Origin of the sequence: Winogradskyella endarachnes (assembly GCF_009741275.1) — a bacterium.
Taxonomy (GTDB): domain Bacteria; phylum Bacteroidota; class Bacteroidia; order Flavobacteriales; family Flavobacteriaceae; genus Winogradskyella; species Winogradskyella endarachnes.
Genome location: NZ_WOWS01000003.1, coordinates 487839 through 500910 on the forward strand (window position 1 = coordinate 487839; position 13072 = coordinate 500910).

Consider the following 13072-nt stretch of genomic DNA (forward strand, 5'->3'; position numbering starts at 1 on the left):
AAAATTGAAACAAACATTAAAAAATAGAACTCAAAAGTATGCTGCAGATTGCTGGCATCTATGCACTAAGTTTCCTGTGTCTAGAGAGTATAATGCGTACTGTAATCAGTTAATTAGATGTTCAAGTTCTGTTGGTGCAAATTATAGAGCTGCGTGTAGAGCGAAGTCTGATGCTGATTTCATTAATAAGTTGAAAATAGTTGAAGAAGAGGCTGATGAGAGTATGTATTTTTTAGAATTGCTGCTTCAAGTTACTGATAAAGAGCATGACGAAATGAAACGCTTGCATAAAGAAGGGAATGAGTTATTGGTAATAGTTGTAGCATCAATAAAAACCATGAGAGCCAAGAAACGTAATTCGTAAATCATAAATCATAAATTAAAATAATGCTGTATTACTTATTTGAATATTTAGAACAACAATTCCAGTTTCCTGGAGCGTCACTTTTTGGGTTTATAACCTTTAGAGCTGCTGTGGCAATTATATTGTCGTTGTTGATTTCTACAATTTTTGGTAAGCGAATTATTCGTTTTTTACAAAGACAGCAGGTTGGCGAAACTATAAGAGATTTAGGATTAGAAGGGCAAGTTGAAAAAGCAGGTACTCCAACAATGGGTGGAATCATCATAATCCTAGCTACTTTAATTCCTGTGTTGCTATTAGCAAAGCTTGAAAATATTTATATCATCCTATTGATTGTAACCACACTTTGGATGGGAACCATCGGTTTTATTGATGATTATATCAAGAAATTCAAAAACGATAAAGAAGGACTAAAAGGAAAGTTTAAGGTTTTAGGTCAAGTTGGATTAGGAATCATTGTTGGTGCTACCCTGTTTTTTCATCAAGATGTAACATTAAAGGAGAAGTTGCCAATTGCTCAGCAAAATGAGATTCGTGCAGAAAATCCAGATGTGCAAGCCACTAAATTATTTAAAGCCGAGGAGAAGTCTACAAAAACAACGATTCCGTTTTTAAAAGATAATGAATTTGATTACTCAGATTTAATCACATGGATTAGTCCTAGTTTAGAAAAATACACATGGATTGTATTTATAATAGTCAGCATATTCATAATAACAGCAGTTTCAAATGGCGCGAATTTAACCGACGGCATTGATGGACTAGCAGCAGGAACTTCAGCCATAATTGTGCTGACTTTAGGGATTTTTGCTTGGGTATCTAGTAACATCGTTTTTTCGGGTTACTTAGATATAATGTACATCCCAAGAGCTGAAGAAATCACAATATACATTGCTGCGTTTGTTGGTGCATTAGTTGGTTTTTTATGGTACAACACCTATCCAGCACAAGTGTTTATGGGAGATACGGGTAGTTTAACTATTGGTGGAATCATCGCTGTAATTGCTATTGCTGTACGTAAGGAATGGTTAATACCTATTCTATGCGGCATATTCTTGGCTGAAAATTTATCAGTGGTTATGCAGGTGAGCTATTTTAAATACACAAGAAAGAAATTTGGAGAAGGACGACGCATTTTTAAAATGTCGCCTTTGCATCATCACTATCAGAAATCAGGTTATCACGAGAGTAAGATAGTGACACGTTTTTGGATTGTAGGAATCTTGTTAGCGATTATAACGATAGTAACATTGAAAATTAGATAGATGAGTTTGTTATTCCTGCCTATGCAGGAATGACAAAAAAGAAAGTAATGAACGAAGCAACAAATAACCAGCAGAGTAAGAAGTCCTTCCCTTCTGGGGAAGGATTTAGGAAGGGGCTTCGATTAGTTATTCTTGGTGGAGGAGAAAGTGGCGTAGGAACAGCGCTTTTAGGAAAAGCAAAAGGATACGAGGTTTTTGTATCAGATAAAGGGAAAATTAAAGACAAGTATAAAGACGTTCTTTTAAATAATGAGATTGAATTTGAAGATGAACAGCATACGGAATCAAAAATTCTAAGTGCAGACATCGTCATGAAGAGTCCTGGGATTCCAGATAAAGTGGCTTTGATAAAAAAAATTCGTGAAGCGGGAATTACAGTGGTTTCAGAAATTGAATTTGCTTCAAAATTTACAGAAGCGACTTTGGTTGCAATAACGGGAAGTAATGGTAAAACCACAACGGCAACGTTAACACATCATTTGTTACAACAGGATTTAGATGTTGGTTTAGCTGGAAATATTGGCGACAGTTTCGCGAAGCAAATTTTAGAAAAAAATCATAATAACTACGTGTTGGAAATTAGCAGTTTTCAACTAGATGATATTATAGACTTTAAACCAAAAATTGCGATTCTAACCAATATCACACCAGACCATTTAGATAGATACGATTATAAGTTTGAAAACTATATCGCTTCAAAATTTAGAGTGGTAGAGAATCAAACCGAAGATGATTATTTCATTTACGATGCAGATGATGAAGTCATTTTAGAGTACATGAAAACACATCAAATTCAATCAAAAAAACTGCCTTTTTCATTAACGCGAGTTATGGAGCAAGGCGCATATTTAGACAATAACAATATAATAATAACAATAGATAATAATAAAATCACTATGCCAACAGAAAATTTAGCACTAGAAGGAAAACACAACGTGAAGAATGCCATGGCAGCTTCTACTGTGGCACATTTACTTAAAATAAGAAAGCAAACTATACGCGAGAGTTTAGAAAACTTTCAAGGAGTAGAGCATCGATTAGAGCATGTCTTAAAAATTAATAAGGTGCAATATATTAACGATTCTAAGGCAACAAACGTTAACGCTACATATTTCGCCTTAGAAAGTATGGAAGCTCCAACGGTTTGGATTGTTGGAGGCGTAGATAAAGGTAACGACTATAAAGAGTTGTTTCCGTTTGTAAATGAAAAAGTAAAGGCTATTATCTGTTTGGGTAAGGATAATGCAAAACTTATGGACACATTTGGAAAAATGGTTGATGTTATTATTGAAACAGAATACATGAATGAAGCTGTGAAAATAGCTTACAAATTGGCTGACGCTGGAGATAATGTATTGTTATCGCCTGCTTGTGCAAGTTTCGATTTATTCGAAAATTATGAAGACAGAGGACGTCAATTTAAGAATGCGGTTAGGAATTTATAAAAAGCCCATCTTGCTCTTCCCGAAGGGAAGAAACTGTTGAGGCGTACTGTAACTAAATGAGCAATACGTAGTGTATCGCAAAAAAAATGAATGAGTAAATAAAAGAATCTAATAACTAATTAAATTTTCCCCTAATGGGGAAATGTCTGGAAGACAAAGGGGCTGTTATATGCAAAACATATTTAAACAAATAAAAGGAGATAAGGCCATTTGGGCTATAGTCGCGTTGTTGGCTATATTCTCATTTATGCCTGTTTATAGTGCTGCAAGTAACTTAGCTAATGCTGGGCACACCAATACGTTTTCCCTGTTGGTTAAACATTTTATGCACTTGTTATTGGGCTTTGTTATTATGTTTGGGGTACATAAAGTGCCTTACAAATATTTCCGTGGCTTGTCTATGGTAATGATTCCTATTGTGTTTGTTTTGTTACTGATAACAATGCTTCAGGGTACTACAATCGATGGAGCAAATGCAAGTCGTTGGATTCAGATTCCTATTGTAAATATGTCTTTTCAAACATCAACATTAGCTTCAGTAGTATTGATGGTGTATGTGGCAAGATATTTATCTAAAATTAGAGATAAAGAAGTTAAGTTTAAGGAGACAATTTTACCACTTTGGACACCCATTTTTCTGATGCTAATTTTAATTCTTCCTGCCAATTTTTCTACAACAGCCATCATATTTACAATGATTATGATGTTGGCATTTATTGGAGGTTATCCATTAAAATATCTGGCGTTAATGATAGTGTCTGGTATTGCTGCTTTGGCTATTTTTATATTGGTAGCAAAAGCGTTTCCAGAAGCTATGCCAAATAGGGTAGATACTTGGATGAGTAGAATTGAAAATTTTACAAACGGAGAAGATACAGAAGCGGATTACCAGATTGAAAAAGCTAAAATTGCAATAGCAACAGGAATTACGCCTTTAGGACCAGGGAAAAGCATACAGAAGAACTTTTTACCACAATCGTCTTCAGATTTTATTTTTGCTATAATTATTGAAGAATACGGTTTGTTTGGTGGCATATTTATTCTGTTTTTATACATGTGGTTGTTATTTAGAATTGTGGTGGTTAGCCATAAATCAGATTCAATATTTGGTAAATTATTAGTGTTAGGTGTTGGGTTGCCAATTGTATTTCAGGCCTTAATTAATATGGCGGTTGCTGTGGAGTTGTTCCCAGTTACTGGTCAGACCTTACCATTAATTAGTAGTGGCGGAACATCAATTTGGATGACCTGCATGGCAATTGGGATTATTCTTAGTGTAAGCGCTAAACGCGAAGAATTAAAGCAGCAAGAAGAAGCAGAAGATAACCCATTAGCAATTTTAAGTGAAGCGATTTAGACAGAGGCAAAAGAGAAAAGAGATTAGAATATAGAAACAAGAACAGAGATAAAAAGGATAGAAAGAAGATATAAGTTAAAACTGATTTTGAAGAGAGTGATTGTCCCCTTGAGGATTAGTGAAAAATAAAATATTTTTTGTTTTGAAACTACAGAGTGAAGCTCATTAGGGGTGTTTTAATAATTAAACATTTTTATAGAAAAACGATTAAAAATAAACAGAAATTAAAATTTGAAGCCATATAAATTCATATTATCAGGAGGAGGAACAGGAGGACATATTTATCCTGCGGTTGCCATTGCAGACGAATTAAAGTCGCGCTATCCAGATGCTGAGTTCCTTTTTGTTGGTGCATCAGATAGAATGGAAATGGATAAAGTACCACAAGCAGGTTATAAAATTGAAGGTCTATGGATTTCGGGTATTCAGCGAAAATTAACGTTGAAGAATTTAGCCTTTCCGTTTAAATTGATTTCAAGTCTTTTAAAATCACGAAAAATCATAAACGCATTTAAGCCAGATGCAGTTATCGGAACTGGTGGTTTTGCAAGTGGTCCATTATTACAAGTGGCTTCTTCAAAAGGGATTCCGTGTTTAATTCAAGAGCAGAATTCATTTCCTGGTATCACCAATAAATTACTAGGAAAAAAAGTGAATTCCATTTGTGTGGCTTATGATGGTTTAGAACGATTTTTTCCGAAGGAGAAAGTAAAACTCACAGGAAACCCGATTCGAAAGGATTTATTAGAAGTAAAAAATAAACAGCTAGAAGGTAAAGATGCCTTTGCACTAAAGCATAATAAGAAAACACTTTTAGTATTAGGTGGAAGTTTAGGTGCAAGACGTATCAATCAATTGATTGAAGCTAATATTGAGTATTTTGAAACTCAAGATGTCCAAATGATATGGCAATGCGGAAAATTATATTACGACCAGTATAAACAATACAATGATTTAAACAAAGTGCAAGTGCATGCGTTTTTAAATAACATGGATTTGGCTTATGCAGCTGCGGATGTTATTATTTCTAGAGCAGGAGCAATTTCGGTTTCAGAATTATGTATTGTTGGTAAGCCTGTAATTTTTATTCCGTCGCCAAATGTGGCAGAAGACCATCAAACTAAAAATGCAAAATCAGTTGCAGATAAAAACGCAGCGATTTTAATACGAGAAAAAGATTTGGATGCTGATTTTCAGAATGAATTTTCAACATTGATTTTAAACGAAGACAAACAAAAAGAATTAAGTAAAAATATAAAAGCCTTAGCATTAGTTAATGCCACAAATGATATTGTGGATGAGGTTGAGAAGCTTTTAAAAAGCCTATCTTAATCTTCCAAAACTTAGACTGCGTTCAGCACGATAAGAAGGGAAGAAACCGAGAAAAAAAGAGACGAAATAATAGTGAATATTAATAATGAACATATCAGCAACAGTGAGAAGGCTCTTCCTAACGGGAAGGGTTTGGGATGGGCTACTTCTGTTTATTTCATCGGCATAGGAGGTATCGGAATGAGTGCTATTGCACGTTATTTTGTAGCCAACGGTAAGCAAGTCGCTGGTTATGATAAAACACCCACTGAAATCACTAAAGCGCTTGAGGCTTTGGGTATTCAAATTCATTTTGAAGATAATATAGAACACATCAATTCAGAATTTTTAAATCCTGAAAACACATTGGTGGTTTATACACCTGCTATTCCTAAAAATCATTCAGAGTTTAATTATTTTAAAGATAATGGTTTCAACGTTTTAAAACGTTCCGCAGTTTTAGGAGAAATTACGAAGCAAACTGTTTGTTTGGCAGTTGCTGGTACACATGGAAAAACCACAACGACTAGTATTTTAGGACATTTGTTAAATACATGTAACGTGCCTGTTACGGCATTTTTAGGCGGAATAAGTGAAAATTATAATTCTAATTTAATTCTTAACGGAACAGAAGTGACGGTTGTTGAGGCAGATGAATTTGACCGTTCGTTTTTAACCTTGTCGCCAGATTTGGCTTGCATTACGTCCATGGATGCCGACCATTTAGATATATACGGAAATGCAGAAGAGTTAGTAAAAACGTTTAAAGATTTTACAGCGTGTATAAAGCCTAACGGAAAACTATTTGTAAAAAATGGATTGCCGTTACAAGGTATCACCTATGGTATTGAAGATGATTCTGATTACAGTGCGCAGAATATTTCAATAGAAAATGGTAGCTATATTTTTGATGTAAAAACACCAAAAGGCATCCAGAAAGGGTTTAAATTTAGTTTACCCGGACGCCATAATTTATCTAACGCACTAGCGGCATTAGCAATGGCAATAGAATATGGGTGTACTTTTAATGATTTAGCTGTTGGATTAGAAACCTATAAAGGTGTGCAGCGCAGATTTACATATCAAATAAAAACCAATGATTTTGTTTTTATAGATGATTACGCACATCATCCAGAAGAGATTAAAGCCGTTCATCAAGCTGTGAGAGAAATGTATCCAGGAAAAAAAGTATTGGCTGTTTTTCAACCCCATTTATTTAGTAGAACACAAGATTTTGTAGATGGCTTTGCAGAAAGTCTTTCAAAATTCGATGAATTATTGTTGTTAGATATTTATCCTGCAAGAGAATTGCCAATAGACGGTGTAACCTCAAAATGGCTTTTAGAAAAGATTAAAAACCCTAATAAAAAGCTGATTCAGAAATCAGAAATAATTAATGAAATTAATAAATCTGATGCTAAAATAGTGTTGACTATTGGAGCAGGAGATATAGGAGCTGAAGTTAAACATATAAAAGAAGCCTTCTATGTTAAGAATTAATTATAACTACATAAAAATCATTGCATTGGTTGGTTTAGTGTGCTTTTTGTTTGCGTTTTCAAACCACAGAAATAAAGACAGAATTGTAGGTGAGCCAAACATAGAGTTCTTGGGAGAAAACAATTTGTTTATAACAGATGAAAATGTTAGTAAATTGTTAATACAAAACCTAGAACCTGTTTCAAAGCAACCTAAAGAAATTATAGATTTGAATAAATTAGAATCTGCCCTAAATTCTAATCCAATGATTAAGCAAGCGGAAGTGTTTATGTCAGTAAACGGTGAACTTTCAGCCGAAGTTGAGCAGAAGCGACCAATTGCAAGAGTGAACACAAAAGCATCATATTATATAGATGATGAAGGTGGATTTATGCCGTTGTCCCATAATTATGCAGCAAGAGTGCCACTTATTACTGGAAATATAGATAAAAATAAGCTTCAAAACGTCTTTCAATTCGCAAAAGCTGTTGATGAAGATGATTTTTTAAAGAAATATGTCATTGAGATTCGTCAAAACAACGATAACACAATAGATTTTAAAATTCGAAAAAGTGATTTTACGGTTCATTTAGGAACTTTAAAGCAACTCGATAAAAAGATAAATAATTTTAAAGCATTTTACCAAAAGGCTTTTAAAGACCAGATTTTAGAGCGCTATGCATTAGTGAATTTAAAATTTGATAAACAAGTTATTTGCACCAAAAAGTAGATTATGGACAAGCAAAATATTTCGGTAGGTCTAGATATAGGAACCACAAAAATTGTGGCCATGATTGGTCGCAAAAACGAGTATGATAAAGTTGAGATTTTAGGTTTAGGAAAGGCTAAAAGTATGGGTGTGCATCGTGGTGTGGTAAATAATATTACTCAAACCATTCAGTCTATACAACAAGCGGTTCAAGAAGCTGAAGCTGCAGCTGCAGAAAAAATTGAAGAGGTAACGGTTGGTATTGCTGGGCAGCATATACGTAGTTTACAACATAGTGATTACATTACACGTCCAAATTCTGATATTGTTATTAATGAAGATGATATTGATCGTTTAATCAATCAGGTACACAAATTGGTAATGCTTCCTGGTGAAGAAATTATCCATGTATTACCACAAGAATTTAAGATTGATGGTCAAGCCGAGATTACAGAACCAATTGGTATGTACGGTGGACGATTAGAGGCTAATTTTCATGTGGTAGTTGGCCAAGTATCGTCTATTAGAAACATTGGTAGATGCGTAAAAAGCTCTGGTTTAGCATTAGAAGGTATAACTTTAGAACCTTTAGCGTCTGCAAATGCAGTATTAAGTAGGGAAGAAAAAGAAGCTGGTGTGGCTTTGATTGATATAGGTGGCGGAACAACGGATTTGGCTGTTTTTAAAGACGGAATTATTCGGCATACAGCAGTGATTCCTTTTGGAGGCAACGTAATTACTGAAGATATTAAAGAAGGGTGTTCTATAATTGAAAAACAAGCCGAACTTTTAAAAGTAAAGTTTGGGTCTGCATGGCCAGGAGAAAACAAGGATAATGAGATTGTGTCTATTCCAGGATTAAGAGGAAGAGAGCCAAAGGAAATAACATTAAAGAATTTATCTAAAATTATCCATGCCAGAGTGGTAGAAATTATAGAACAAGTTTTTGTTGAAATAAAGAACTACGGCCACGAGGAGCAAAAGAAAAAACTTATTGGTGGAATTGTTTTAACAGGTGGAGGAAGCCAGTTGAAGCACTTAAAGCAATTAGTAGAATATATTACAGGTATGGATACCAGAATTGGCTATCCAAATGAGCATTTAGCTGGTGATAGTGATGAAGATATAGCTAGTCCACTTTTTGCAACAGCTGTTGGTTTGGTAATGGATGGTTTAAAGCGTCAAGAACGAAAAAAAGCAGAGCAAATAGAAGAAGAAATGGTTGTAGAAAATGATGCTGAAGATGTTGAAGAAATAGAAGAACCAGAAACTAAACCAGAAGAGCCAATTAAAGAGAGACGTTCGTTTTTAGATAAATTAACAGACCGTGTAAAGGATTTTTTGGATAATGCTGAGTAGCAGTATCACAATTCAAAATATCTAGAATAGAATTAATTAAAATATAAGTATAGAGTAGTAGTAAGCTAAACCTGTACTAACAAAAAATAAAATAATAGTTAATCCATAATATAATGAGTAACAGCAACGAATTTGGAAATATTTCTTTTGATTTACCCAAGAATCAATCTAACGTTATCAAGGTAATTGGTGTCGGTGGAGGTGGTAGTAATGCCATTAATCACATGTTTCAGCAAGGGATCAAAGGCGTTGATTTTGTTATCTGTAATACAGATTCTCAGGCACTTCAAAATAGTGGAGTACCAAACAAAATTCAATTAGGTGTAAATCTAACAGAAGGTTTGGGCGCAGGCGCAAATCCAGATATAGGTGAAGAAGCAGCAGTAGAAAGTTTAGAAGACATCCGCAGAATGTTAGATACCAATACAAAAATGGTATTTATTACAGCCGGCATGGGTGGCGGAACTGGTACTGGAGCAGCACCTGTTATTGCCAAAATGGCAAAAGAATTAGATATCTTAACAGTGGGTATTGTTACTATGCCTTTTCAATTTGAAGGTAAAATGCGTAATGCTCAAGCCCAACGTGGTATAGAAAAATTACGTGCTCATGTAGATTCTTTAATAGTTATTAATAACAATAAACTTCGTGAAGTGTATGGAAATCTTGGTTTTAAAGCAGGTTTCTCTAAAGCAGATGAAGTATTATCAACGGCATCTCGCGGAATAGCAGAGGTAATTACACATCATTACACACAGAATATTGATTTACGAGACGCTAAAACCGTATTAAGTAATAGTGGGACAGCTATTATGGGTTCTGCAACAGCATCTGGTCAAACAAGAGCGCAAGAAGCTATTATGAGCGCTTTAGATTCGCCATTACTTAACGATAATAAAATTACAGGAGCTAAAAACGTATTGTTGCTAATCGTCTCTGGTTCTCAAGAAATTACTATTGATGAGATCGGTGAAATCAATGATCATATTCAAAATGAAGCAGGTCATGGAGCCAATATTATTATGGGTGTTGGTGAAGATGAAGCTTTACAAGAATCTATTTCCGTAACAATAATTGCAACCGGATTTGATATAGATCAGCAAAACGAAATTTCTAATACTGAAACAAAAAAAGTAATCCATGCTTTAGAAGAAGTTGCAGACGCAGAGCCTGAAGTAAAAGAGCCAGCTATAATTACACCAGATATAGTTTTAGAGGTTGAAAAGAAAGATCCAATTGTTCGTCATACATTAATTGAGGAAGATGAGATTGAAGAGATTAAACCAGAAGTAAAAAACGAAACAGATTTAATACCAACTACGGATTTTTTAAAGAATATTAATGTAGTTTATGATGAAGTTTTAGATTCAACTCCAGAACCTGAAGTAGAACCCGAAGATTTTGTTATTACACCAATAGTTAACAAGACAGAAACTATAGAACAGGCTCCAGAAGAGCAAATAACCTTTTCTTTTGATCTTCCTATAGCAAATAAAAAGACTGAACCAGAAGTAGAAGAGCCAAAGGCTCAAGAAGAAAAACTGTTCTTTAGCTTAGAGGAGGATGTAAAGGAAATAAAGGTTAATGAACCGGTTGAAATTATATCTGTAACAGAGGTTAATGACCAAGGCGAGAAACGTTATGTTTTAGATGATTTTGAAACGTTTGATTCTGCAATTAATACAAAAAAAGAAAAAACGGAAATTAAGGAAGAGATTGTTTTTGAAAAGAAAACAATACCTACTGATGATTCGCTTCAAATTCCTGAAGAAGAAATTGACCCAATGAATAGCCCGATTTCAGACTTATTAATAGCTCGAGCAGATGAACGTAGAAGAAAAATGAAAGATTTCAACTATAAGTTTAATACAGCTAAAATAGATGAAATTGAAAAAGAACCTGCTTACAAAAGACAAGGTGTTAATTTAGAAGATGCTCAGCATTCTTCAGAAACTAAAGCATCAAGAATGTCTGTTGGTACTGATGATAACGACGACATTCAGTTAAGAAGTAATAATTCATTTTTACATGATAATGTAGACTAGTAAAACGTCTAATATTACATTGTAAATTCTATTAGTTTAAGCAAAAAAGGCTCATATTTATTTATGGGCTTTTTTGATGTTTTACAGTACTAGAAATGACTATTAGAATTAAAATTCAACACAAAGTTTTAGTATCTTTGATGCCTTAATAAAAGGATAAAATATGAGTTTACAAGTAGATGTAATGACTGCTATGAAGGCTGCAATGAAAGCAAAAGACCAAATTGCTTTAGCTGCTTTAAGAGCTGTAAAGTCAGAAATATTATTAGCGCAAACAGCTTCAGGATCTAAAGAAGACATTTCTGAAGAGCAAGAAATAAAAATCTTATCTAAAATGGTAAAACAGCGTAAGGATAGTGCTGCTATATTTTTAGACCAAGACCGTAATGATTTAGCTGAACCAGAATTGGCTCAAGCAGAAATTATTAGCCAGTTTTTGCCAACACAGCTTTCTGAAGAGGAGATTACAGTTGAGGTAGAGAAAACAATTGCAGCTATTGGTGCAGAAGGCATGAAAGATATGGGTAAGGTAATGGGAATGGTAAGTAAAACGTTGGCAGGTAAAGCTGATGGTAAAACTATTTCTAGTATTGTTAAAGCTAAATTAGCTTAGATAGTTATATTATAGTAATGATACTTTTAACATAGTTTAAAGGTATTAATGCAATATGGCCTCGTAGTTCAACTGGATAGAATATCAGATTTCGGCTCTGAGGGTTGGGGGTTCGAATCCCTTCGAGGTCACAATTAAATAAAAAGTTGCTCTTCAAAATCAAGCTGGCTTGAATTTATAAGTGCAACTTTTTCATTTTTAAACGGAGCATGATAGAATGCCCAACAATTCTGTAAAGCTATTTCAATTCTACTTCCAGAATATTAGCTCTCTTTTTATCAGCCTCATTAGAAATAAATAAACGACCGTCCTCACTAAAGGTAATACCTTCTGGTTGTGCAAATTTATGTTTGTTTAGTTTAAAAACATCTTTTATTTTTCCTGCTTTATTCAAAATTAGAAGTTTTGGGTTTCTTCCATCTAAAACATAGATATCTTTAGATATTGGGTGGATTGCAATGTCAGAAGGGCACAATGTTTCATGAATCTTTTTTTTCTTAAAGTCTTTTAGAATGTCTGCTTTTAAATCTATACTAACTATTGGGTTGTTATCTATTTCTTGTGTAGAAAGTGGAATTTTATAAATGTTTTTAATGTATTTTTTTTCTAAATCATAATCTTTAGGAGAGATAAGTAATTGATTGTTATTTTTATCTAAAGTTAAACTTTCCATGTTGTTATAACTTTTAAAAGGTGTTTCAATCTTTTCGATTTCTAAATAATCAGTATCGTAATTTTTTACTTTATAAATTAAGCCATCGCTTCTTAAAATATAGGCGTCGTTGTTGTTTATTGCAATAGCTTCATAATCTCCTTTTCCTGCAAATTTTATTTTTTTTGTAATAGTATGTTCTTCTGTATTGTAGATAAATATGGTTCCAGATTCATCTTGTATACAGGCAAACGTATTGTAATTAAGCCATACAATACCACTAATCTCGTTTAAGATTTTTGGTAAATTATACGTGTTAATTATGGTGCATTTATTAGAGTAGTTATTTTCTGTATTAATCATAGCCTTTTTAGAGCCAGTTGTTAATTGGTCTTTAAAGCTGTTGAAAGCAAAGAATGAAACTGTAATGACTATTATTGTAATAAGAAGTGCATGTTTCAAATTTTTCATAA

At 33.8% G+C, this 13072-nt stretch carries 11 protein-coding genes and 1 tRNA gene; 11 read left to right on the plus strand and 1 reads right to left on the minus strand.

Features of this window, described 5'->3' with window-relative positions; genetic code table 11:
* The first annotated feature begins 4 nt into the window (after positions 1-4).
* From GN138_RS10400 to GN138_RS10450, 11 genes are all read left to right on the plus strand, one after another.
* The gene (locus tag GN138_RS10400; RefSeq protein WP_157363813.1) at positions 5-364 is read left to right on the plus strand and encodes a four helix bundle protein; all 360 of its coding nucleotides are present in this window, start codon (positions 5-7) and stop codon (positions 362-364) included.
* Between the two features lie 23 nt (positions 365-387).
* Complete coding sequence (gene mraY, locus GN138_RS10405; RefSeq protein ID WP_157363815.1) at positions 388-1629, plus strand: phospho-N-acetylmuramoyl-pentapeptide-transferase; 1242 nt, start codon at positions 388-390, stop codon at positions 1627-1629.
* Between the two features lie 47 nt (positions 1630-1676).
* On the plus strand, positions 1677-3074 hold the full coding sequence (gene murD, locus GN138_RS10410) for a UDP-N-acetylmuramoyl-L-alanine--D-glutamate ligase (RefSeq protein WP_157363817.1): 1398 nt from the start codon (positions 1677-1679) through the stop codon (positions 3072-3074).
* Between the two features lie 169 nt (positions 3075-3243).
* The gene (locus GN138_RS10415) at positions 3244-4431 is read left to right on the plus strand and encodes an FtsW/RodA/SpoVE family cell cycle protein (protein WP_157363819.1); all 1188 of its coding nucleotides are present in this window, start codon (positions 3244-3246) and stop codon (positions 4429-4431) included.
* Between the two features lie 231 nt (positions 4432-4662).
* The gene (murG, locus tag GN138_RS10420; protein ID WP_157363821.1) at positions 4663-5763 is read left to right on the plus strand and encodes an undecaprenyldiphospho-muramoylpentapeptide beta-N-acetylglucosaminyltransferase; all 1101 of its coding nucleotides are present in this window, start codon (positions 4663-4665) and stop codon (positions 5761-5763) included.
* Positions 5764-5895: 132 nt separating this feature from the next.
* A complete protein-coding gene (gene murC, locus GN138_RS10425) occupies positions 5896-7242 on the plus strand; it encodes a UDP-N-acetylmuramate--L-alanine ligase (RefSeq protein ID WP_157363989.1) in 1347 nt (448 codons plus the stop codon).
* Complete coding sequence (locus GN138_RS10430) at positions 7229-7951, plus strand: cell division protein FtsQ/DivIB (RefSeq protein ID WP_157363823.1); 723 nt, start codon at positions 7229-7231, stop codon at positions 7949-7951. Before murC ends, GN138_RS10430 begins: the two co-directional genes overlap by 14 nt.
* 3 nt (positions 7952-7954) lie before the next feature.
* Positions 7955-9289 (plus strand): cell division protein FtsA, encoded by a 1335-nt coding sequence (ftsA, locus tag GN138_RS10435; protein ID WP_157363825.1) that lies wholly within the window; start codon positions 7955-7957, stop codon positions 9287-9289.
* A gap of 113 nt (positions 9290-9402) precedes the next feature.
* Positions 9403-11334 (plus strand): cell division protein FtsZ, encoded by a 1932-nt coding sequence (ftsZ, locus tag GN138_RS10440; RefSeq protein ID WP_157363827.1) that lies wholly within the window; start codon positions 9403-9405, stop codon positions 11332-11334.
* A gap of 163 nt (positions 11335-11497) precedes the next feature.
* Entirely contained in the window at positions 11498-11947 is a 450-nt protein-coding gene (locus tag GN138_RS10445) for a GatB/YqeY domain-containing protein (protein WP_157363829.1), read from the plus strand.
* Positions 11948-12004: 57 nt separating this feature from the next.
* Positions 12005-12078 (plus strand) — tRNA-Arg (locus GN138_RS10450).
* Between the two features lie 107 nt (positions 12079-12185).
* On the opposite strand, the gene GN138_RS10455 is transcribed toward GN138_RS10450, so the two are convergent.
* Positions 12186-13070, minus strand: coding sequence for an SdiA-regulated domain-containing protein (locus tag GN138_RS10455; RefSeq protein ID WP_157363831.1), 885 nt, complete (start codon positions 13068-13070; stop codon positions 12186-12188).
* Positions 13071-13072: the final 2 nt, after the last annotated feature.